The organism is Sinorhizobium sp. Y406, from assembly GCF_058732025.1.
The window spans coordinates 1,325,933-1,348,508 of the sequence record NZ_CM178975.1 but is presented as its reverse complement, the minus strand read 5'-3'; the positions used below and the strand labels follow the sequence as shown (position 1 = coordinate 1,348,508).

The 22,576-nt window shown below is 65.0% G+C and carries 19 protein-coding genes and 3 pseudogenes; 3 read left to right on the top strand and 19 right to left on the bottom strand.

The features are described 5' to 3' along the window. Positions 1–53 precede the first annotated feature (53 nt). The 3 genes and pseudogenes from AC4P1R_RS23205 to AC4P1R_RS23195 all read right to left on the bottom strand — a co-directional run. A pseudogene (locus AC4P1R_RS23205) lies at positions 54–1,199 on the bottom strand (PQQ-dependent sugar dehydrogenase); the annotation flags it as partial. Continuing rightward, positions 1,136–1,450, bottom strand: coding sequence for a DUF2231 domain-containing protein (locus AC4P1R_RS23200; protein WP_492177988.1), 315 nt, complete (start codon positions 1,448–1,450; stop codon positions 1,136–1,138). The pseudogene AC4P1R_RS23205 and the gene AC4P1R_RS23200, both read right to left, overlap by 64 nt. Before the next feature lie 127 nt (positions 1,451–1,577). Continuing rightward, complete coding sequence (locus AC4P1R_RS23195; protein WP_492177987.1) at positions 1,578–3,335, bottom strand: thiamine pyrophosphate-dependent enzyme; 1,758 nt, start codon at positions 3,333–3,335, stop codon at positions 1,578–1,580. 264 nt (positions 3,336–3,599) lie between these two features. Here AC4P1R_RS23195 and AC4P1R_RS23190 point away from each other — a divergent pair, with 264 nt between their 5' ends. Together AC4P1R_RS23190 and AC4P1R_RS23185 are read left to right on the top strand one after the other, a co-directional pair. Continuing rightward, a complete protein-coding gene (locus AC4P1R_RS23190) occupies positions 3,600–4,043 on the top strand; it encodes a PPC domain-containing DNA-binding protein (RefSeq protein ID WP_151612722.1) in 444 nt (147 codons plus the stop codon). Positions 4,044–4,046: 3 nt separating this feature from the next. Beyond that, positions 4,047–5,065 (top strand): annotated as a pseudogene (locus tag AC4P1R_RS23185) (SDR family oxidoreductase). Positions 5,066–5,172: 107 nt separating this feature from the next. Here AC4P1R_RS23185 and AC4P1R_RS23180 read toward each other — a convergent pair. From AC4P1R_RS23180 to AC4P1R_RS23110, 15 genes are all read right to left on the bottom strand, one after another. Then, complete coding sequence (locus AC4P1R_RS23180; RefSeq protein WP_492177986.1) at positions 5,173–6,201, bottom strand: trans-3-hydroxy-L-proline dehydratase; 1,029 nt, start codon at positions 6,199–6,201, stop codon at positions 5,173–5,175. A gap of 13 nt (positions 6,202–6,214) precedes the next feature. Beyond that, complete coding sequence (gene lhpI / locus AC4P1R_RS23175) at positions 6,215–7,903, bottom strand: cis-3-hydroxy-L-proline dehydratase (protein WP_492177985.1); 1,689 nt, start codon at positions 7,901–7,903, stop codon at positions 6,215–6,217. Further along, the gene (locus tag AC4P1R_RS23170) at positions 7,900–8,901 is read right to left on the bottom strand and encodes a 4-hydroxyproline epimerase (protein WP_492177984.1); all 1,002 of its coding nucleotides are present in this window, start codon (positions 8,899–8,901) and stop codon (positions 7,900–7,902) included. Before AC4P1R_RS23170 ends, lhpI begins: the two co-directional genes overlap by 4 nt. Before the next feature lie 14 nt (positions 8,902–8,915). Continuing rightward, on the bottom strand, positions 8,916–10,160 hold the full coding sequence (locus AC4P1R_RS23165) for an NAD(P)/FAD-dependent oxidoreductase (RefSeq protein WP_492177983.1): 1,245 nt from the start codon (positions 10,158–10,160) through the stop codon (positions 8,916–8,918). Positions 10,161–10,261: 101 nt separating this feature from the next. Next, entirely contained in the window at positions 10,262–11,215 is a 954-nt protein-coding gene (locus tag AC4P1R_RS23160) for a dihydrodipicolinate synthase family protein (RefSeq protein WP_492177982.1), read from the bottom strand. A 176-nt stretch (positions 11,216–11,391) separates the two neighbouring features. Next, complete coding sequence (locus AC4P1R_RS23155) at positions 11,392–12,102, bottom strand: GntR family transcriptional regulator (RefSeq protein WP_492177981.1); 711 nt, start codon at positions 12,100–12,102, stop codon at positions 11,392–11,394. 94 nt (positions 12,103–12,196) lie between these two features. Next, positions 12,197–13,444 carry an L-2-hydroxyglutarate oxidase gene (gene lhgO, locus AC4P1R_RS23150; RefSeq protein WP_492177980.1) on the bottom strand — a complete coding sequence of 416 codons (1,248 nt, stop codon included), beginning with the start codon at positions 13,442–13,444 and terminating at the stop codon, positions 12,197–12,199. 76 nt (positions 13,445–13,520) lie between these two features. Further along, positions 13,521–14,477, bottom strand: a complete 957-nt coding sequence (locus tag AC4P1R_RS23145; protein ID WP_492177979.1) for a YihY/virulence factor BrkB family protein — start codon at positions 14,475–14,477, stop codon at positions 13,521–13,523. 103 nt (positions 14,478–14,580) lie between these two features. Beyond that, the gene (locus tag AC4P1R_RS23140) at positions 14,581–15,543 is read right to left on the bottom strand and encodes a DUF3618 domain-containing protein (protein WP_492177978.1); all 963 of its coding nucleotides are present in this window, start codon (positions 15,541–15,543) and stop codon (positions 14,581–14,583) included. Beyond that, entirely contained in the window at positions 15,540–15,959 is a 420-nt protein-coding gene (locus AC4P1R_RS23135; RefSeq protein ID WP_492177977.1) for a phage holin family protein, read from the bottom strand. Before AC4P1R_RS23135 ends, AC4P1R_RS23140 begins: the two co-directional genes overlap by 4 nt. After that, positions 15,952–16,560, bottom strand: coding sequence for a nutrient deprivation-induced protein (locus AC4P1R_RS23130; protein WP_492177976.1), 609 nt, complete (start codon positions 16,558–16,560; stop codon positions 15,952–15,954). The genes AC4P1R_RS23135 and AC4P1R_RS23130 overlap by 8 nt, the downstream gene beginning before the upstream one ends. Before the next feature lie 330 nt (positions 16,561–16,890). After that, the gene (locus AC4P1R_RS23125; protein ID WP_492177975.1) at positions 16,891–19,761 is read right to left on the bottom strand and encodes a cation-translocating P-type ATPase; all 2,871 of its coding nucleotides are present in this window, start codon (positions 19,759–19,761) and stop codon (positions 16,891–16,893) included. Positions 19,762–19,964: 203 nt separating this feature from the next. Next, positions 19,965–20,174 carry a hypothetical protein gene (locus tag AC4P1R_RS23120; RefSeq protein ID WP_492177974.1) on the bottom strand — a complete coding sequence of 70 codons (210 nt, stop codon included), beginning with the start codon at positions 20,172–20,174 and terminating at the stop codon, positions 19,965–19,967. Between the two features lie 132 nt (positions 20,175–20,306). Then, positions 20,307–20,534: a hypothetical protein gene (locus tag AC4P1R_RS23115; protein ID WP_492177973.1), complete on the bottom strand. Its 228-nt coding sequence runs from the start codon at positions 20,532–20,534 to the stop codon at positions 20,307–20,309. A gap of 85 nt (positions 20,535–20,619) precedes the next feature. Next, positions 20,620–20,907 carry a hypothetical protein gene (locus AC4P1R_RS23110; RefSeq protein WP_492177972.1) on the bottom strand — a complete coding sequence of 96 codons (288 nt, stop codon included), beginning with the start codon at positions 20,905–20,907 and terminating at the stop codon, positions 20,620–20,622. Between the two features lie 229 nt (positions 20,908–21,136). Between AC4P1R_RS23110 and AC4P1R_RS23105 the strand changes: the two genes are divergently transcribed. Next, entirely contained in the window at positions 21,137–21,949 is an 813-nt protein-coding gene (locus AC4P1R_RS23105; protein ID WP_492178826.1) for a Crp/Fnr family transcriptional regulator, read from the top strand. A 108-nt stretch (positions 21,950–22,057) separates the two neighbouring features. Here the strand turns inward: AC4P1R_RS23105 and AC4P1R_RS23100 are convergent. After that, positions 22,058–22,555 (bottom strand): annotated as a pseudogene (locus AC4P1R_RS23100) (hypothetical protein); the annotation flags it as partial. Positions 22,556–22,576 lie beyond the last annotated feature (21 nt).

The following is a 22,576-nucleotide window of genomic DNA, read 5'->3' as shown; positions in this document are numbered from 1 at the left end:
TCCGCAGGTTCAAGCGACCGACTACCTGCGCCGGTGACTTGTTTTCTCCCGCCCTATTGCGCGCCCTCCGGGGACGTCGCCGGAGCAGTCTCCATCTGCGCCGGTCTCGGGGGCTGAGCACGCCCGCCTTCGGCCGCCGGCTTGGCTTGCAGCGGTTCGGCCGGTTGAGGCTCGGTCGCGCCCGTCGCGGTGGCGTCGGTCTCTTCTCCGACGTCGCTGGTGAGCGAATCCCCTTCCTGTCCGTCAGATCCGACGGGCAGCGGCGTCACCGAGCCGTCGGCGGCCGCGACGCGCCAGACCGTATTGCCGGCGTCATCGGCGATCAGAAGCGCGCCGGTGCCGTCGATGCCAACGCCAACCGGCCGGCCGCGCGCCTGGTCGCCGTCGAGGAAACCGGTCACCACGTCCTCCGCCATGCCGGCCGGCCGGCCATTCTCGAACGGGATGTAGACGACCTTGTAGCCGTTGAAGGTATCGCGGTTCCAGCTGCCGTGCATCCCGACGAAGGCGCCATTGGCATAGTGTTCCGGCATGGCGGAGCCGTTGGTGAAGGCGAGTCCGAGCGCAGCCACATGGCTGGACAGGGAATAATCGGGCACGATCGCCCTTTCGACCATCTCCGGCCGCGGCGGGTGGACCCGCTTATCCACGTAATCGCCGAAATAGCTCCACGGCCAGCCGTAGAAACCCCCCTCCTGCACCGAGGTCATGTAGTCGGGGACGAGATTGGGCCCGAGTTCGTCCCGCTCGTTGACAACGGTCCAGAGGGCGCCGGTTTCGGCGTGAAAGGTCAGGCCGTTGGGATTGCGCAGACCCGAAGCGAAGACGCGGGCAGCGCCCGTTTCGCGGTCCACCTGCCATATGGCGGCGCGCCCCTTTTCAGCCTCCAGCCCACGCTCGCCGACATTGGAGTTGGAGCCGACCGAAGCATAGAGGAAGCGCCCGTCGGGGCTGAGGGCCAGGTCCTTGGTCCAATGGTGATTGATCGGTCCGCCGGGAAGCGGCGTCAGCACCCTCGGCACTTCCGTGATCTCCGCCTGGCCGAGCTCATAGGGATAGGCGAGGATAGCGTCCGCCGCCGCCACATAGAGCGTTCCGTCGGTCCATGCGACGCCGAAGGGAGAGTTGAGCCCGGTCAGGAGATCGCGTCGATCATCCACCTGGCCGTCCCGGTTGGTGTCCCGCAGCAGCGGGGCCAAACCGTCCGCCCTTCAAAACGGGCCGGGCGAATCAGGAATTCCACCGCGCCGACCACCGCCGCGATAACGCCGAAGACCAAGCCGGCGAGCAACAGCCACTCGGAGAAGTTCTGCCACATGAGGAATCCGGTCTGCCAGTAAGCAATGTCGGTCAAGAGCGTCAGCGTGAAGCAGACGACCGGAAACTGCGCGAACAGCAAATGGAACGGGGTTACAACGATTACGGCGGGTCGAGAGTCCTCCAGGGTCATCGGAAACTCCTGCTGCATGTCTTTCGAAAGCCGGGCACTAGGGCCGAAACCTCATGCTTGCGCATTTGTTCCTCATGCCAGGCGGCCACATGAAGCCGCGCTTCCCGCCTGCTTGCGTCTTCGCCCATCACACAAGCTCCCGCACCGTATCCGAGGCGATGGTGAGCGCGATCTTGCCCCGTGCCGGCGTGCCGCGGGCAAGCGACTCGGCGAGGCGTGCCGCCTGTTTCAGCGTTGCCTTCGGCGGCATCGGCGGCTCATGCGGGTCGACGACCGCCTCGACGAGCACTGGGCCTGGCGTTGCAAGCGCCTCACGCAGGGTTTCGGCGCATTCGGCCGGATCCTCGATCACGAAGCTCTTCAGCCCGAACCCCCTGGCCACGGTGGCGAAGTCGATCGGCTGCAGATCGCAGACATATTCCGGATTGCCGAGAAAGACCATCTGCTCCCATTTGATCTGACCGAGCGTATTGTTCTTGATGACGACGATCTTCACGTCGAGGCCGTATTTCATACAGGTTGCAAGTTCGCCCATCAGCATGGTCAGCCCGCCATCGCCGATGAAGCAGATGACCTGCCGACCGGGATAGGCCGTGGCTGCGGCGATCGCGTAAGGCAGGCCGCAGGCCATGGTGGCGAGATTGCCCGAGCAGGAAAACTGCATGGTGCCCCGGATCATCAGGTGCCGGGCGGCCCAGGTGGTGATGGTGCCGGAGTCTGCGGCAATGATGGCGTCGTCCGTCAGGGGTTTGTTGAGCTCGTGCGCCACCACCTGGGGCTTCAACGGCATGTCCTGGCGGGTACCGCGTTCAGTCAACAGGTCGCGCCACTCCTCCATGCCGGCCTGCGCCGTTTCGAGGAAGGAGCGGTCCTCGCGGTAGTCGAGCCGCGGCAGCAGCGCCGCCAGCACCTTCGCGGTATCGCCGATAAGCGCCGCCTCGACGGGGTAGCGCAAGCCGACGCGCTGCGGATCGAGCTCGATCTGCACGGCGCGCGCCTGCCCCGGCTCCGGATAATATTCGATATAGGGAAAGTTGCTGCCGGCGATCAGCAGCGTATCGCATTGTTCGAGCGCCTCCTGGGAGGGCTTGGTGCCGAGCAAACCGATGCCGCCGGTGGAATAGGGGCTGTCGTCCGGCAGGACGGCCTTGCCGAGCAGCGGTTTGACGACGGGCGCGCCGAGCCGCTCGGCCAGCGCGGCGATTTCATCCCGGGCGCCGAGCGCGCCACGGCCGGCAAGGATCACCGTCTTTTTACCGCCATTGAGGATGGAAGCGGCGCGGGCGACTTGCTCGTCGCTTGGCAGCTGCGCCGAGACGGCCATCAGATCGGAAACATGCTCGGCCACCTTGCGCTTGGAGCGATGGCTCGCATCGACCGGCATGGATTGCACGTCGACCGGCATGGTGACGTGCGCCACGCCGCGATAGGCAAGTGCCGTGCGGCAGGCGAGCTCGACGGTGTTCTCGACATGGTTCGTCCCCATGGCCCTGGTATTGTAGACGCACACGTCGACAAACAGCTTGTCGAGCTCCACGTCCTGCTGGGTATAGGTGTGCAAAAGGTCGTGGAACTGCAGGCCGGTAATGGCAAGCACCGGCTGGTGATCGAGCTTGGCGTCATAAAGCCCGTTCAAGAGGTGGATGCCGCCGGGACCCGATGTGGCGATACAAACGCCGAGCCTGCCGGTCCACTTGGCATAGGCGCAGGCCGCAAGTGCCGCCGCCTCCTCGTGCCGCACCTGAATGAAGCGGATCTGGTCCTGCCGAGTGCGCAGTGCCTCGATGATACCGTTGATCCCGTCGCCCGGAATGCCGAAGATCGTATCGACGTTCCAATCGATCAATGTGTCGACGAGGATGTCGGCTGCAGTTGGTTTGGCCATCGCGATTCTCCGGATTTCTATGGAACAAATTGCTGTCGGCTCGATCGCTCGGCATCCGCCGGTCGCCCCCCGCCGGTCGCTCCCCGTTGAGATTAAACCGAGCACAAAAGCTTATGTTCCCCGAGGATGCCGCCACGGTCCCGGTCACGGAACAAAGGCCCTCCGCTCGGGTTTGCCGAACGAAACTGCGCGCCGCGGCGGGCAAATTCGTCAACTGCCGCACGGGCCACCGCGCCGGCGGCTCCGAGCCGTGGAGGTCAAATCATGCAGAGCAAACTTCTCGCCGGGAACGACGGCCAGCGCACCTTTGCCCTCGTGCTGGAAACGGGCGACAGGGTGATGGCGTGCCTTTCGGATTTCGCCGAGCGCGAGCAGCTGTCGGCATCGCAGTTTTCGGCGATCGGCGCCTTCAGCGACGCGGAAATGCGCTACTTCGACTGGGAGGCAAAGACCTATCTTCAAATTCCCGTGAACGAGCAGGTGGAGGTCGCCACTCTCAACGGCGACGTGGCGCTCGCTCCGGACGGAAAACGCGCCATCCACATCCATGCCGTGCTCGGGAGACGCGACGGCAGCGCCATTGCCGGCCATCTCGCTGAAGCGCACGTCAGGCCCACGCTTGAGATCGTGCTCACGGAATCCCCGGCACATCTGCGCAAGAAGCACGACCCGGAGACAGGATTGACGCTGATCCATCCGGAGGCATGAACCATGACCGGACGCGCTTTCAAAACCAGAGGAAATGTCGTCGTCGTGACCGGAGCTTCGGCCGGCGTCGGCCGCGCCACCGCGCGCCGCTTCGCTCGCGCCGGTGCCGCCGTGGCCCTGATCGCCCGCGATGCCGCCTCGCTTGAGGAAACGGCGGCGGAGATGGAGGCTGCCGGCGCGAAAGCTCTGGCGATCCCGGCCGACGTCGCCGACGCCGACGCCGTCTTTGCAGCTGCTGAAGAGGTAGAAGAAAAACTCGGTCCCATTGATGTCTGGGTGAACAACGCAATGGCAACAGTCTTTGCACCGGTCGCGGACGCGACGCCTGAGGAGTTCCGGCGCGTGACGGAGGTCACCTATCTCGGCTACGTCTACGGGACCATGGCGGCGCTGCGACAGATGCGCCGCCGCAACCGCGGGGTGATTGTGCAGGTCGGATCCGCGCTTGCCTATCGCGGCATTCCGCTCCAGGCGGCCTATTGCGGGGCAAAGCACGCCATCCGCGGATTCACGGATTCCTTGCGCTGCGAGCTTCTGCACGAGAGTAGCGACATTCGCCACACAATGGTGCAGTTGCCAGCTGTCAACACGCCGCAATTCGACTGGGCCCGCAGCCATCTCGACCATGCCCCCGTCCGGTTCCTCCGGTCATACAGCCGGAAACGGCGGCGGCGGCCATCTTCAGGGCCGCGCACCAGCACGATCGCGAGATCTGGGTCGGATTCAGCACCGTCAAGGTCATCCTCGGAAACATCGTTGCTCCAGGCTTTCTTGACCGCCTCCTGTCAAGGCAGGCTTTCGAGGCGCAAGAGACGCAACGACTTTTGCCGGCCGAGCGGAAGGACAATCTCGAAACGCCCGTGCGGGGTCTGCACCGCACGCGCGGGTCCTTCGGCACCGGGGCCAGCACCTTCGCGCCCGTCGTCTTCGGCCGGGCCGCACGCGTTGGCGCCGCTTCGCTCTTTCTCGGGCTGATCGCCGCCGGTAGTTGGCTCGCGACGCGGCGATCGGCGCCGCGTTAGAGCGCCGATCTCCCTGTATCAGATCGGCGCTCTAACGCTTTCTTTTTGACGCATGATCTTATCGATCCTCGTTTCACTCCGGTCGGATCATGCGCTAGCCTGCTCATTCAACGCGCACCCCAGGTGTCGGTCAGACGATAACCCTCCGGCCACGGATCCGACGGATCGAGCATGTGCTGGTGGATTCCGGTTATCCAGGCGCGGCCAGAGATTTCCGGCAGGATCGCCGGCCGGTCGCCGACCGTAGTCGTGCCGACGATACGGCCGGAAAAGGTCGAGCCGATCAGCGACACCGCCGTCAGTTGCTCTGCCTCGCCCATTTCGCCGCGCGCCGTGAGCACGGCCATCCGTGCCGATAACGCCGTGCCTGTCGGCGATCGGTCGACCTTGCCCGGCTGGATCGCCACGGCCGAACCGGTGCGAAGGCCCTCTTCGCCGCGCTCGATGGCGCCGGCAAAGAGGCAAAAAGAGAAATGCTTCCAGTCGGGATTTTCCGGGTGATGGAAGCCTAGTCGCGCATTGGCGGCGTTGGTGATCCGGACGCCAAGGCGGGCAATGTCATGCGCCTCGCCCGCAGTGAGGCGGAAACCTATCGAGGGCGCATCGACGATTACGAAGCTGTCGCCGCCATAGGCGGTGTCGACGGTGAGCGTGCCGATCCCATCAACCTCGAGCTTTGCGTCCAGCCGATCCACAAAGCTCGGCAGGTTTCGGACGAAAATCCGTTCGGCCTTGCCGTCGCGGCACTCGGCACGCACCCGGACGAGCCCGCCGGGCGCTTCGAGCGTGATCTCCGTCACCGGCTCCTTCATCGGCAGAATGCCGCTGTCGAGCAGCACCGTCGAAACGCAGATCGAATTGGAACCCGACATAGGCGGCGTGTCTTCCGGCTCCATGATGATGAAGGCCGCGTCGGCCTCCGGGTGCTTCGGCGGCACCAGAAGATTGACGTGGCGGAAAACACCGCCGCGCGGCTCGTTGAGCACGAAGTTGCGCAGGCTCTGGTCGCGGGCGATCCAGCGGCTCTGCTCCCAGATCGTCTCGCCGGGCGGAGGCGCGACGCCGCCGACGATCACGTCGCCGACCTCACCTTCCGCATGGGCAGAGATCACATGGATGGTTTTGGTGCTGCGCATCGAAATCTCCCTCTCAGAAAAGCCAATCCGGCAGCCGCGCGGGGACACGCCCGGTCAAAGCCGCCTCGACGCAATCGGCGAGGCTGCCGAAACGGACCGCGCGAGCGGAGAGTGCGGGACCGTAATGGGCGTATTTGCCGGAATTCGTCATCACCGCGCGGGTCGTCACCGGGAACACCGGTTCCGAGATCGAGCACCAGCAGAGATCGGGCAGGACCTCCACGCCGCTTGCCTCGAGCCGTGCGAGCGTGCCATCGCTGCGTGCCGCCGCGATCACCTCCTGCCCCGCCGTGACCAGCACGGCGACGCCCGGGTCCCTCCTGCGGCCTGAAAAGGCCGCAGCCAGCGCGCGACATTCCGGCAGCGAGGCGTGCGGGCTGCCGATGGCGACGAGTTGCACCTCCTCCGGCCCTTCGTTCAGGAGCGACCAGGCCGCGATCATGTCGGCACGGCCGATCCTCGCCCTGTCCGCGTCGGCAGCGGCGCCGTCCGCCTCGGGCGTCACGCCCTCGATATGCAGCATCGGCGCAGCCGACGTCGTTCCGAAGGCGGCGCAGAGCGCCTTCAGATCATCGCGCGACGGCTTTGCCGGAGCGAGACCGTTGAGAAGCGGAATGCGATCGGGGGCGACCCGACCGGCGAGGTAGCCGATCAGCGGCCAGAATGCGTCGTCCACGCCGTCGGGCAAGTCCACGTCAATGACGCGCCGGGCCTGGCGATGGTGATCGAGATAGACACCGGAGCGTGGCGCCCGTCCGGTGAGGGCGATGCAGAGATCGAGGAAATCGGGATGCTTGGCGGTGCGCGCGCCGAGCACGCTGTTGGCGAAGATCACGGCGTTCGATTCCGCCCAGGCGATCACGTCGCCGGCCTCGGGCGCATCGTCGAGCAGATAGGGCGCGCAGGTGAAGGTCGGCCGGCATCCCATGCGGACATAGGCGTCGGCAAGGCGCGCCGCCGCCTTGCCGAAGGCCGGCGGAACGCCCTGCTGCGGCCAGTTGGCGTAGTCGACGGAGATGGCGTTCATGGTGGTCGGCACTCGGACCTTGGCACCGAGTTCGGCCATCTTCTCGGCAAAGGTCAAGTTCGCGGGGCTCGCATAGATGCAGCCGTCGATATGGCCGCGGGTCACGTCCACGAGATCGCGCGCGCCCTGCGCGACCGCCATGGCGCAGACGATGCGCATTGCCTGCTGCACCGCGATGCCCTCGCGCCCGTCCAGCATCGCCCGGTCGGCATCCGAGAGGTCGAGCGCGGCGGTGGCGGGCGGGGAGACCGGGATCGTCCGGCCGTCGGCTTCTATCGCATCGTCGCCGATGCGGGCGGACTTCGCCCGCGAAAGGGCCGCGAAGGCATCCGGCGCCAGGCGCAGGACCGGCACCGTTTTTCTGAACATCTCGGACGCGATCAGCGCGCCGAGCGTCAGCACGTCCTCGGCCTCCGAAAATATGAGCGCGGCGGGGGCACGACCGGTCAGCACGAGGTCCAAGAGCACACCCGACCCCGAACAGGACCCGCGGCTCGACGGCATCATGAGAATGGACCCGCCGAGCGAGGCGCCATGCAAAGGGTGGTGCACGTCGATCACACGCCCGCTCGCGGGATCGACCCCGCCCCAGAAGCTCAGCGCCTCGCGCGCGACGATGACCGGCCCCTCGGCCGGGCCCCCGAGAATGCCGCGCGCGGGTTGTTGCTCGGTCATTTCACCACGAAGCCATGCGCGAAGGGATCGCGGTCGTCGATGAAGATGGTGTTGTAGCCGGTCATCCGCGCCCAGCCGGCGATGGACGGGATGATCGCATCTCGACCCGCGACCTCGGTCGCCGCCTCGACCCGGCCTTTGAACAGAGAGCCGATGATCGATTCATGCACGAATTCGTCGCCGACCTTGAGCTTGCCCTTGGCGGCGAGCTGCGCCATCCGGGCGGAGGTGCCGGTGCCGCAGGGCGAACGGTCGATGGCCTTCTCCCCATAGAACACCGCGTTGCGGGCATGGGCGCCCGGCTGCGTCGGCTTGCCCGTCCACTGGACATGGCTCAGGCCCCGGATTTCCGGATGTTCGGGGTGGATGAAATCGTACTTGGCGTTGAGGGCGGCCCGCAGCTTCGGGCTCCAGCCGACAAGTTCCCCCGCCGTATGGTCGGCCATGTCGCGGAAGTTCTTCTGCGGCTCGACGATGGCATAGAAGTTGCCGCCATAGGCGACGTCGACGACGATTTCGCCGAGCCCCTCGACCTCCGCGGTCAGCCCTTCCGCATGAAGGAAGCCGGGCACATTGGTAAGCCGCACCTCCTCGACGAAGCGTCCTTCCTGCCGGTAGGTGATGTCTACCTTGCCGGCCGGCGCGTCGATCGACAGCTTCCCGGGCTCGCGCGGGGTGATCAGGCCGTTTTCGATCCCCATGGTGATCGTGCCGATCGTTCCGTGCCCGCACATCGGCAGGCAGCCTGAGGTCTCGATGAAAAGCACCGCCACGTCGCAATCCGGCCGCGTCGGCGGATAGAGGATGGAGCCGGACATCATGTCATGGCCGCGCGGTTCGAACATCAGGCCGGTGCGGATCCAGTCGAACTCGCGCAGGAAATGCGCCCGCTTTTCCAGCATGGTGGCGCCCTCAAGACGCGGGCCGCCGCCGGAAACGAGGCGGACGGGATTCCCGCAGGTATGCCCGTCGATGCACGAGAAGGTGTGGGTGGTCATGCTCGAAACCTCTGTCAGAATCTTTGCGGCGAAAAGGATGCGATGTCGATAGCGGGTGTCGCGCCGGTCAGCAGATCGGCGACGATGCGGGCGGTGCCGGCGGATTGGGTGAGACCGAGATGACCATGGCCGAAAGCATAAATCACCCGCGGCGTCGCACGGGCGCGGCCGATCGCCGGTAGGCTGTCCGGCAGCGAGGGGCGGAATCCCATCCACTGGACGCCGCCCTCGGACTTCAGCCCCGGCAGGAAGGCACTCGCCTTCTTCAGCATGGCCTCCGACCGACGGAAATTCGGCGGCAGTTCGAGACCGCCGAGTTCCACGGCACCGCCGACGCGGATGCCTGTCGAGAGCCGCGTGGCGACGAAGCCGTGGCCGCCGAAGGTGATCTGGGTGCGCAGATCGAAAGCATCGGAGGGAAGCGTGGTGTTGTAGCCGCGCTCGGTCTCGAGCGGGATGCGCTCGCCGATCGTTCGGGCGATCCGGTGGGAGAAGGCCCCCGCCGCAAGCACCACCTGTGCCGCCCTCCGCGCCGTACCGTCCGCGGCGAGCACCTCTACGCCGTCCTCGACAGGACGTAGCGCCGTGACTTCCGCCCGCTCGGCCGCGCCATCTTTGGCGCGGAGGTGATCCGCCAGCGCCAGCGCAAAGAGCTTTGGGTCGGCTATGGAATACCAACCGGGCGTGAAGGTCCCGTGGGTGAAGCGCGGCGCGAGGCCCGGCTGGATCTCGGCCATGCCGGCCGCGTCGAGGTGGCGGAACGCGATGCCGTGCTCCGCCCGCGCCCTCCAGCCGCCAAGCGAAGCCTTGAACTCCGCTTCGCCCTCATAGACCTGGAGGTTGCCCTCCTTGCGCAGCATCGGCATCGTGCCGGTCTGCGTCAGGAACGGCTCCAGTTCGGACTTCGAGAGATCCATCAGGGCCGTTTGCGCCGCGGTCGAAAGAGCGACGCGCCCGGGCGCGCAGGCGCGCCAGAAACGGAACATCCACGGCGCGATCTGGAGCGCATAGGCGGGCGGCACCGTCAGCGGCCCGAGCGGATCGAGTAACCATTTCGGTGCCTGCCTCAGGATGCCCGGCGAGGCGAGCGGCAGGATGTCGGTAAAGGCGAAGGCGCCGGCATTGCCGGCGGATGCGCCGGCGGCAGGCCCCACCCGGTCGAGCACGGTGACCGACAGTCCGCGCGCCTGCGCGGCAATCGCCGCGGAGAGCCCGATGACCCCGGCACCGATCACGATGACGTCTGCTTCGCCCGTCATCGGCGGCGAACAGCGCGGTGGTCGCGCTTCGAGATGACCGCCATTCGCGTTCCCTTTGTCAAAACCGTCTAGCGTGGAGCGTCCAACTTCGGCGTCACGCGCTAGGCCTCCACGGTGGCGGAGCGCTTGCTCCACTCGGCATACCAGCTGTTGAACAGCTTGAACTGTGCCTCGACATAGCCGCGCTGGCTATCGGTCAGCACATCGGTTTCGTTGAAATGGAGGATATATTCCTTCTCCCCTTTCAGCACCATCATGTGCTTGAAATAGAGGACGAGGTCCGGGCCTTCGTCGAAGGAGGAGAGGACTGCCAGCGCCTGCTCCAGTTCCAGTGCGCGCCGGCGTGCCTCCACATCGCCGCGGGCGGCAGCCTCCGACAGCTTGCAGAGGTGGATCACCTCCTTCGGCAGGACGTTGCCGATGCCGGTGATCGCACCGGTCGCGCCGCAATTCACGTAGCCGTGGAAGACGGCGGTGTCGACGCCGATCATCAGCGAAACGCCGTCGTCACGGCTGGTGATGTGTTCGGCCGCATAGCGCAAGTCGGCAGGCCCGCCGAATTCCTTGAAGCCGACGAGGTTCGGATGCTTGGCACGCAGCGCGAAGAAGAGATCGGCTCGGGTGGCGAAACCGTAATAGGGGCTGTTGTAGATCACCGCCGGGGTGTTCGGGGCGGCAGAAAGAATCGCCTTGAAATGCGCCTTCTGCGCGGCGAGCGAAGGCCCGCGGGAGAGGACCCGTGGGATCACCATGAGACCCTCGGCGCCCACCTTCTCCGCATGCGCCGCATGCGCGACGGCCGAGGCGCTGTTGGCGGCACCGGTGCCGACGATGACGGGCACGCCCGCCTGCACCAGCCGTTCGACACCTTCCATGCGCTGCGCGTCCGTCAGCAGCGGCCAGTCGCCCATCGAGCCGCAATAGACGACGGCGGACATGCCTTCTCCGATCAGCTCCTTGCCCTTGCGGACAAGGGCATCAAAGTCCGGGCTGCGGTCTTCCTTGCAGGGCGTCATCAGCGCCGGAATGACGCCGGAAAAAATCTTCGCCTTCATGTGCGAACTCCTGTTGGCTGTCGCGCATCGGCTCGACGATCAGAACCGATTTTCGGGAACCCCGGTGCGCTGGTTCAAAGACTTGCAGCGGGAAAAGGCGCCGCCACTGGCACGTCTTCCGACCGTTCCAGGAGAGATAATACACTTTGTATTTTATTTGTCGACAGAAATCCGGATCACAGGCTGATATTCAGCCGCCCCTTGCGGGCGAAGAGCGTCCGTATCTGATCGACGATCTGCTCGGCATGCGTGCGGGCCAGCCGGTCGGCGGTCTCGACGTCGCGTGCTGTAATGGCGGCGATCATCTCCTCGTGCTCGTCCACGAAGCGCTGCGGCAGCCGGTCGTCATAGGACTGGTAATAGAGCCGAAGGATGCGCCGTCCCTCGTCGAGCAACCGGTTGAAGAGACCGGTGAAATAGGCATTGCGTCCGGCCTCGGCGATGGCCGAGTGGAAGGCGGCATTGGTGGCGATCATCGCCAGCGCGTCCTGTGCCTCGACAGCGGCCTTGAACTCCGCCTGGCGGGCGCGGATCACCTCCAGGTCCTCAATGCGGTGGTGCTCGGCCGCCAGTCGCGCCGTCACCCGATACATCAGCACCAACGCGTCGAAATAGGTGTGCAGATTGAGGAAGTCGATGTTCGATACCATCGTCGACCGGTTCGGAAGCGTGTCGATCAGCCCTTCGCCCGCGAGCCGGACAAGGGCCTCGCGGATCGGTGTGCGCGACAGCTTGAAACGTTCGGCGAGCTGCACCTCGTCGACGGGGCTGCCGGGAGGCAGCACGAGATCGAGAATCTCATCGCGCAGGGTGTCATAGACCATCTTGACGCCGGAGCCGCGCTTGCGCTCCGGAGTGAAATTGGCGTCGGTGTCGTTTCGGGTCATCTGGCATTCCTCTTGTCGACAAGAGAAATACGTTGCCGCCCCCGTGGGAGCAACACCGTTCGCCGGTCTTACGAGCTCTGCCGCTCAATCGGTTTCAGGATTGGTCCTCGGTCTCGGCGATCACCCGGCTTTCGAGCAGGCGATCGACGATCATGCTTGCAATGGGGATGGCGGAGGTGGCCGCCGGCGACGGGGCGTTGCAGACATGCAGCATGCGCTCGGAGGCCACGAACAGAAAGTCGTGCACGAGGGTCCCGTCGCGCATGACCGCCTGCGCCCGGATGCCGGCGCCCGGCCGCGTCAGATCGGCAAGCGTCAGCGACGGACAATATTTGCGGCACTTTTCGAGATAGCGCCGCCTCGACAGAGAACCACCGAACTCGTCGAGACCGGAGCGCCAGTTCTTGGCCAACACCCGCCAGAAGCCGGCAAAGCCGGTCATGTCGCCAATGTCCTTCCAGTCGACGCTGCCCTTTTCATAGCCTTCGCGGGCGAAGCCGAGCACGGCATTCGGCCCGACCGTGACGCTGCCATCGATCATGCGCGTCAGATGCACGCCGAGAAAGGGCAGGTCCGGATCCGGGATCGGATAGATCAGGTGCCGCACGATCGTCGCGCGGCTCGCCGGCAGCGTGTAATATTCGCCCCTGAAGGGTACGATCCGGTGATCGATCGCCAATCCGGCGACAAGCGCCAACCGGTCCGATTGCAGGCCGGCACAGGCGACGAGCCGAGCGGCGCGGAACGTCTCGCCGCCCGCCTCGACCGTGACGCCGCTCTCCCGCTCGTCGATTGCGGTCACCCGCGCCTTGAACGCGACTTGGCCGCCCCTCTCGACGATCTCCGCGGCCATGGCCGCGCAGACGGCGCCATAGTCGACAATGCCGGTGGACGGCACAAGCAATGCGCCAAGTCCCGTGATCGACGGTTCGGCAGCCCGCAGCCGACCATGATCGAAATGTTCGAACCCGATTCCGTTCTGCACGGCACGGGTGGCCAGCGTCTCCATGCGTTCCATTTCGAGATCGTTCGTGGCGACGAGAAGCTTGCCGCACTCCTCGAAGGCGATCCGGTTGCGCGAACAGAACTCCTTCGTCGCCCGCGCTCCCTCCCGGCAGAGCCGCGCCTTCAGGGACCCGGGCTGATAGTAGATGCCGGCATGAATGACGCCACTGTTGTGACCGGTTTGATGAAGGCCCGGCCGATCCTCCTTTTCCAGCACGAGCAGCCGCGCTCCGGGCTCCCGCCGGATTAGTTCACCGGCCGTTGCCAGGCCGATGATCCCGCCACCGATCACGCAGTAGTCATAGTCGTTCCGAGCAACCATCGCGCGCTTCAACATTGCGACCGCCTTCGCTGTGGAATTCCGCACCGCTACTATAGGAGGAATGGGCGGCGGAGAGAAAGGGCCGCCATCGCTAATCCTTCGCGCCGCCGGCCCTGTCCGTGCCGGCGCCTTGGCCGGCTTGTCCAGATTCCCGCGCCGTCTTTTCCAGAACGGCGTTGAGTTCCGCCCCGACGATCACAATCAAGGTGGAGAGCCAGGTCCAGAGCATGAAGCCGATCGCGGCACCCAACGTGCCGTAGGTCGCATTGTAGTTGGCGAAGTTGTCGATGTAATAGGAGAACAGCACCGAAGCGGCCAGCCACGCGACCAGGCTGAAACCCACGCCCCAGGCCAGCCACTTGAGCTTGCCCGGGTCGCGGCTCGGACCGTAGCGATAAAGCACCATGATTCCCGCGCCGACGACCAGGAGCAGCACGGGCCACCGCACGAGCTTTGCCAAGTTTTCCAGCCAAAGCTCACCGGGGAACAGAGCAAAGAAGGCAGGCAGGATCGCGATTGCCGCGATGAGGACGGCAATGAGCAGGAGGCCGCCCAATGTGAAACCGAGGCTCAACAGCGTCAGCCGAACGATGCCGCGCTCCTCTTCCTCGTCATAGGCGATGTTCATCGCCTCGAACAACGCCGAAATCCCGTTGCGCGCGCTCCAGAGCGCGACGAGCAATCCCACTAGGAAACCGATGCTGAGGCTCGATGCCCTCTGCGAGACCAATGTATTCAACTGGTCCGTGACGATTTCGAGCGACTCGGACGGCAGCACCGCCGAAAGGAAGGCGATCTGATTGGCAATGGTGGCCGGATCCGAGACGAGGCCATAAATCGAGACGAGCGTGGTCAGCGCTGGAAAAAGAGAGAGAATGAGGTAGAAGGTGACGCCCGCCGCCACCAGCGTTACGCGGTCGTCCCTGATCTGGGCAACGAGACGCCAGAAAACGTCGCGCAGGTCATTGAGCGAGATCGGATTTCGTGCCCCCTCCGCCTCCTGGCGCGTGCCTTTCGTCGCCTCGTTTGCTTCTTCGCGAAGGATCATCTGACGATTCCCGCTCGTTTGCCGATCAGCCTGTCGAAGCCCTTCGCTTTGCAGCGCCCCTCGTCGTTTCAGACGCGGGGCGCTGCCGGACCGACGGCACCGATCACTCCCGAAGCGTGTCCCGCAGGCGCTCGAGGGCGGCGTCGTGCGCTTCGAGAGCGGCATCGCTGGATTTCTGCATGACGTCCTCGGCCGCGGCCACCGCCTCGCCGGCCGCCTCGCTCGCCCTGTCGCCGAGCTCTTCGCGCATCCGGTCCGACACTTCGCCCATCGCCTCGTCCTCGGTCTCTGTACGGGGCAGCGCGGCTCCGATGGCAGCGCCGACGGCGAATGCCAGCGCCCCGCCGACCAGGGGCTGATCGCGAAAATGCTTGAGGATGGCTGCGTTCAGGCGGGCAGTCTCCTCTCCCACCGACCCGCCGGCGGTGCGTACGCTACCGGCGACGGATCTGCCGGTTTCGGCGATGGAGTGGGCCATGCGGCTCGTCGATTCGCTCACCTGCCGCCATGTCCGCGATGTCCAGCCGGTGGCCTCTTCGAAAAGAGCGCCGGTTTCGTCGCGTATGTCGTCGATCTGCTTGCCCGCGGCGTCGGCGAAGCCACGATACATCTTGCCGCCTTGGTCGACGAAGTGCCCTGCGCGGCGACCGGTGGCATCGGTGAGCGCCCGGAAGCGGTTGCCCGTTTCATCGGCAAAGTGGCTGTAGCGTTCGCCGAAGCTCTCTTCCACGGGGCCGGTGCGCCTGATCGGGCCGTTGACCGTTGCCAGCGGATAGTGGTCAGGCTCGGGTTCGTTGTATTTGGGCGCCCGGGAGCCTGGGTTGGCGATCAGCCATGCAATGCTGATCCCTGCAAGCGCGACCGGAATGGGATTCGCCCGCAGGGCCACGCCGAGATTGCGCAGATAGTCGTTGCCGCCGCTCGCCCTGGCGTAGTGGATCACCTCATCCATCAGCTGGCCGGGCGACATGCGATCCTGGATCGCATGGAGCCGTGCTTCGATTTTCTCGCGGTCGGCCGCGATCTCCCGCTGCAGCTCGGCAGCCGAGTGCGCGTAAGCGTTCATTGCACTGTCTCCTTCACGACGTCGACATCACGCCGCAACGATGCTGCCGTTCTGTCGAACTTGAAACTACTGTCCCGCAAGGTCGAAAGGCCGCGCGATACCATTGCCCAGGCGAGCAAGGCGACGACGGCACCGACGACGGCGGCGGACAGCGCGTCGGCATTCGGCTCGGTCATGCCTTGGGCGACGAGAAATGCCGCCAGGCCGTGCACGACCGCCGCCAGCAGCACTCCGATGGCGCCGATGGCGAAGACCAGCCCGATGAGAAGCGTTTCGATGCTGCCCACCGCACGATTGAGGTTTTCCGATGCCTCGGCCTTCGCAAGATCGATTTCCTTGCGGAAGAGCCCGGATATGTCCGATACCAGCCCCGTCAGGAGCTCGGTCAACGGGCGATCGTCTCGTTGATTAACCATGGCGTAGGTCCTCCTGGATTTGACGCGGCCGATCCGGCGAGGGCGACTGTCCGGGCGCTTGTCCGGGCGCTTGTCCGGAAGCCGCCCGTCGGGTACGGCGTTCCGAAGAGGCGACGAGGAAGCGGCTGGCGCTCAAACCCGCGATTGCCGCAAGGCCGAGAAAGGCGAGCGGCTGCCTTCGGCCGAAATCTTCAGCCACGGCAGCGATCTCGCCAAGGCTTCGACCCTCCACGTCGCGGGCATATTTGCGAAGCGAACTGCCGATCTGTTTGGCATAGCGGCCAAGCGCCGGTTGATCGGATTGCTCGAGCTCGGTGCCGACTTTCTCGATGGCCGTTCCGACGCCGCTCAATTGGCGTGCCGCCACGTTCTTCTGGCGTTCCGCCTTGCGGGTGACGTCCGTCTTGACCTGCTCGACCTGCTCCTTCGCGAACCGCCGTCCTTCATCCAGATCTTCCCAGAGCGCTTTCTGCAGGTCGCGTTCCGCCCCGCTCTCACCCGATCTCTCGATGGGTGCGTTCTGTGGAGCGTTGGCGCCCGGTGACGTTTTGAACTGGCCGGATGGATCATTCGGCGCGCGGGAATTGTCTTCGTTGTTCATGTTGGTTCCTCCCGAGATGAGTTGGCCGATTCCTGATTTGACCCCAACAATCAACGCGCAGCCTTGTTCCCTCGGAGCGGAAACAACGAAACTTCCAATGGGTTTGGATCACGAGAATCCCGGTAGACGGCGGGCTCGTCTACAGCGCCGCGCGTCTTTTCAGACTCTTTGAACCTGCGCATCGAGCTTTCCGAAAAATCGGCTCCGATTTTCGCGCCGATGCGCTAAAGCGCGTCGCCTTCAATCGTATTCGTGCAACGCGCTTTAGTTCTTTGTTTTCATGCATGTCGTTGCCCCAAAACCGCTGCACACTTTTTTGGGCGACAAGCATTAGATGGCGCCCAATCCGTCGTCGCGGCGCCGATGTCGGCCGGCCAGCCGGCGGGTGAGGAACTTCTCGATCTCGCGCACCCACAACACGGAACTCGCCGCTGCGGCGCAGAGCGCCCAGTCGCCGGTGCCGATCGCGACGGTGGAGAATGCCGCCTGCAAGAACGGCACATAGATGACGGCGGCATGCAAGGCGAGCGAAAGCCCCACCGCGGCCCAGAGCCATCGGTTGGCGAACAGGCCGACAAATGCGCTCTGCTCGTCGGAGCGCGCATTGAAGACGTTAAAGAGCTGGAACAGCATCAAGGTGGTAAACGCCATGGTCCGGCCATAGGCGAGCGTGCCCCAGCCCTCGATGAAGCCGCCCGGCAGCGAGGCGTCGAGCACGAGGATCGTGCCTGCCGCCATGACGACCCCGACGAAGGCGATCCCCCTCCACATGCGCGCCGTGACCGCCCCCTCCTTGCGCGAGCGCGGCGGCCTGTTCATCGCATCGGGATCGGCCGGGTCGCCCCCGAGCGCCAGGGCGGGCGCCCCATCCGTGACCAGGTTGATCCAGAGGATCTGCGTGGCAAGCAGCGGCAGGACGATGCCGCCGCTTCCCGCCGCCCGAAGCCCGATCGCTTCTGCCAGGAGCACCCCGAGGAACATGGTCATGACCTCGCCGATGTTCGAGGAGAGCAGGTAGCGCAGGAACTTCCGGATGTTGGCAAAGATGGTCCGCCCCTCCTCGACGGCTGCGACTATCGTCGCGAAATTGTCGTCCGCCAGCACCATGTCCGAGGCTTCCTTGGAGACATCCGTGCCGGTGATGCCCATGGCGATGCCGATGTCCGAGGCCCTCAGCGCCGGCGCGTCGTTGACGCCGTCGCCGGTCATGGCGACGGTAAGGCCCGCCCGCCGGAAGGCCTCGACGATGCGCAGCTTGTGCTCCGGGTCGACGCGGGCAAAGACCGAGGTTTCTGCAACGACGCGGTCGAGCTCCACATCGGACATGGTCTCGAGTTCGATGCCGGCCACGGCGCGCTCGCCCTCGGCGATGCCGAGTTCGCGCGCGATCACGGCCGCGGTTCGGGGATGGTCCCCTGTGACCATGACCGGCCGGATGCCGGCCGACCGGGCGCGCGCGACCGCCCGCTTCGCCTCCTCGCGCGGCGGATCCATGATGCCGAAGAGACCGAGGAAGATGAGATCCCGTTCCGCCCACTTGCTGTCCGCTCCGCCCGGCTCGCCGGAGGGCAGCGGACGATAGGCCGTCGCAAGTGTCCTGAGGGCCTGCCCCGCGAGTTCGTCATTCGCGGACTGGATTGCCGAACGGCGTTCCTCGGAAAGCGGTCGGGGCTCCGTGCCGACCAGTTCCTGCGTCGCGCGCGACAGGAGGACTTCCGGCGCCCCCTTGGTGAAGAGGCGAAAGGATCCCGAATCGCCGTCCACATGGATCGTGCTCATCAGCTTGCGCTCGGAGGAGAATGGGATTTCATGCACCCGCGCGAAACGTTCGGCGACCTCCTCGCCGAGGCCCGCCCTGCATGCGGCGACCACTAGCGCCCCCTCCGTCGGGTCGCCCTTTACCGTCCAGCGCCCTTCCTCTTTCTCGATCCGCGCATTGTTGGCGCGGGCGCCGGCGGCCAGTGCAAGCAGTACCTCCTCCTTGAGCGCTCCCTCGACCGCCTCGCCTCCGGGCCGGCGCATGGCGCCCTGCGGCGTATAGCCCGTCCCTTCGAATTCGACGGCGCCGCTCGCCGTCACCACCCGCCGGACGGTCATTTCGTTGCGGGTCAGCGTGCCGGTCTTATCGGAGGCGATCACGTCGGCGGAGCCGAGCGTCTCGACGGCCGCCAAGTGCCGGATGATCGCGTTGCGGGCCGCCATGCGCTGCACCCCGACGGCGAGCACGGCCGTGATGATCGCAGGAAGCCCTTCCGGCACCGCGGCAACGGCGATCGCGACGCCGAAGATCAGGACGTCGAAGACCGCAGTGATCCCGTTGATCTCTTCAATCAACAGGATCATCGCGATAATGACGGTGGCGGTGACGACCACCGCCGCGCCGAGAAGCCGGCCAACTCGGTCGAGCTCGCGCTGCAGCGGCGTCCGCTCGTCGTGCGTCTTCTCGAGCAGTCCGGCGATCCGCCCGATCTCCGTCCGCATGCCGGTGGCCGTGACGATCGCGCGGCCGCGACCACGGGCCACGGAGGTTCCGCTGAAGACCATGTTGCTGCGGTCGCCGAGCGATGCCGCCCGCGCGAGCGGCTCGGTGTCCTTGGCGACCGGCTGGCTTTCTCCGGTGAGCGCCGCCTCGATTGCGCTGAGCCCCGCAGCCCCGACCAGCCGCGCATCCGCCGAAACGACATCGCCCTCCTCGAGCAGAAGGACGTCTCCAGGCACCAGCTCGGCAATGGCGATCTCCAGCTGCTCACTGTCGCGCAGAACCGTCGATTGAACGGCCGTCATCTGCCGCAGCGCAGAAACGGCTTCGGTCGCCCGTGCCTCCTGCAGGTAACCGATGGCGGCGTTGAGCAAGACGATGGCAAGGATTGCGATGGCCTCGTAGGGCAGTTGCGTGTCCCGTTCGACCAGCCACAGCAAGGCGGAAATCACCGCCGCCGCAATCAGGAGCAGCACGAGAACGTCGCGGAATTGGGAGAGAAATCGCCGCCAGCGCGGGGGTGGCTTTTCTTGCGTCAATTCGTTGCGCCCGCACCGGGACAGCCGCCGTGCGGCCTCCTCGGCGCCAAGACCGGTTTCCCTATCGGATTTAAGGGCCGCAACCACCTGCTCGACAGTCTGGCGATAGGGCTCGTCCTTGCGGATCGGGCCGCCCTCGGCGGCCTTTTCAAGGGCTGGCGCCCGATCTGCATTGCGCGGCATGATTATCGCCTTCCGCTGAAAATTACGGCGCCCAGCGTCCCCGGGACGCACAAAGGACGTTGTCCATCGTTGAGGCTGCGCATCCGGCACTTTCGTCAAAATGCCGGCGGCACCGCCAGACAGAACCTTAACCAGGCAGAACCTTAAAAGGAGATATGCCCGGCCAGCCATTCGGAAAGAGTTGGGCGAGCCGCCGCTGCGCCTCAGCAGGCGTTGCGGAGCGGAATTACTCCTGGCTCACGAAAGCCAGATATATCAGCGTCAGGTAGGTAATCGGAATGATCGCCAGTACGCCGATGGTCGATGGCGAGCGGGGCGCAGTTGCTGGCCGCCATCCGGTAGCCGACAAAAAGAACGGCGGCGAAAACAATGACGGTTGTGACGATCCAGGGAAAAAGGCGGTTGCGTTTCATCGCGATCGACTCCCGGTGCAATAGAGAAATACTCTTGCACCCAGACGCGTCGAGGGGCATTGAGCACCGTCAAACCGCATCCGCCCCCCGGGGCCGCTGCAGTTGTCTTGACGGCTCGCCCCCGGGGTGCGGTCAACCGTCTTTCCGATAGCAACCGTCGAAGAAGACAGCACAGTTGATTTTCACCGCCTCGGCTGCGATGGCATCGCCGAGTTGCCGATCGCTCAGCCTGACATGCGGAACTCCGCGCCGGACGACCCGGACCGCATCGCTGATCTCCACGAGCGTTCCCCGCCTGTCGCGCAGATAAGTGGCAATCGCGGCCCGCACCTCTATCGACACTTCAACGTGCCGGTTCATGACCGTTGCCTCCGTTGGGACGTCGGCGGTCCCTCCTGGAAGCCAGCGACGGTGTCGTTCCGAAAAAGGTGCGCGGTCAACGCGGTCAAAATGTGAGGATACGACGTGGGCCGATATACTCGGTCTTCAGTCCGTCCGTTCGCGCGTTGTACACGAGGAGATTGACGCCAGCGAGGTCGGTCGTGATGCGACCGCCATCATAGTTGAAGAGTGCCGAGCTCGCATTTGCCCTGGCCCATTCATGCGCTTGCCGTGAAACGATCTGGATCTGCCATCCCGAGCTTCTGGAGTAGGTCACGCGGAAATCCGGCCCGGGTGCGGTCTGTTCCTGACGCTCCACCCGGTGAAAACGGTGTATCGAGTATTCACTCATCGTCTTCTCCCAATCTGTCAGCACGGCCAGGCGATTGTTGTTTTAAGCCTTGCTAAAATAGCGATCATTGATCCAGATCATGGACAGCCATCATCAATGGCCCTTGCCTGCCTAACGCAAACCTGCAGTATGCGTGGATGAGGACGCACGGCGCCGTAAAGCCCATTCGAGCGCTCCCGCAGGCCGTGCACCCTCAGGTCGACAGGAGACGATCACGAACGAGGGGCCTATGATACGATTTGTCCGTCATCTTCCTCTCGCTGAATCGGAAAAGCAGGCGATCCTGAATACCCCGAGAGAAATCCGCCGGTTCCAGCGAGGTGATACGATATACAGGCCGGAAGAACCCGCCGACGTCGCGAGGATACTCGTGGAGGGACTGGCGGTTCAGTACCGGATTCTGCGGAACGGTGAGAGGCAGAGTGCGGATCTGGTCTTTCCGACGAGGTTCTGTGACCTCGGCTGCATCCTTTTCGGCGAGTCGGACCATTTTCTTGCCGCGCTGACGGGCATCGAGATCGTGGAGATCTCGGCCAGCAGGGTTCTCGACCTGTTTGCACGCTATCCGCAGATACCCATCCTGCTCCTGCATCAGGAAACGCGTAACCGTTCCATCCTGTTCGAGCGGCTGCTGAGCGTCGGGCGACGCCCCGCGATCCGGCGGCTGGCGCATCTGCTGACCGAATTCCGCCTGCGCCGGGAGCTCGCGGGCGTCTCGCCTTCGCGTGCGAGGCGCATCCTGCTGCCGCAGCGGTGGATCGGTGACTTCCTGGGCCTGACGACGGAACATGTCAGCCGCACAATCGGCAAACTCAAGGCGATGGGGCTGATCGAGCAACACCGCAACGGCATCATAATCCGGGATCCGGCGGGCCTCGCGCGACTTGCCGAATTCGATCCCGGCTATCTGCATCCCGGCGCCGAGGCGGCGCCGCAACCCGTTTCGGCAAGTCGCGGGCGCGAAGAGGGCCCGTCGATTATGAAAGTCCGGGATCGCGCTTCGGATCGGGAGGGCTCGAAAAGAGCGGCAAACAAGGGTTAGAGCCGGCGAAGGGCCGGCGTGCGATCCAGGTCCCAGGGCGGCCGTGGGTTTGTTCGCCGATTCTCCTTGGCGATGACGTCGCAGGCTTGGCTGCGGCCCTTCAAATCCACGGCTGTCATAAGCCCATTGAAGCAGCGCCTGGCGCTGCCGCGGGCGGCAGCGCCATTCGCACGGCTCGCAATGGCGGCGAAGCTGGGCCAGATGGCGCCGCATGGCATTCCATCGCCCGATCTGGCGGTCGTCTTCACCCGGCCACCGCCGACCCAGGAAATAGCGGCAGTACCACTGGAACCAGCCGCGCGGATCATCGGGATGGATCCACCCTTTGGCACGCCACACGCTGAGCGGCTGACCGGCATCGACTCCGAAGTAGTTGAGTTCCGGGTCTCGTCGCGGCGACAGCCGCGCGCCCACGAACCACTCTTCCGGGAACTCGTCCAGGCAATCCGTCATATATTTCCCGCCGAACACCCCAAGGGCCAGCATCTCGGCAGGTGTGAGCTCCGGCGTGAAGTCCTCATGAAAGTTTTCCCCGGCGGTCGCGGTCAAGGCATAATGGTAGCCCTGCTGCATGCGGTCGTTCACTTCCACCCATTTGACAGACATGATCCTTCGCCTTTGGTGATG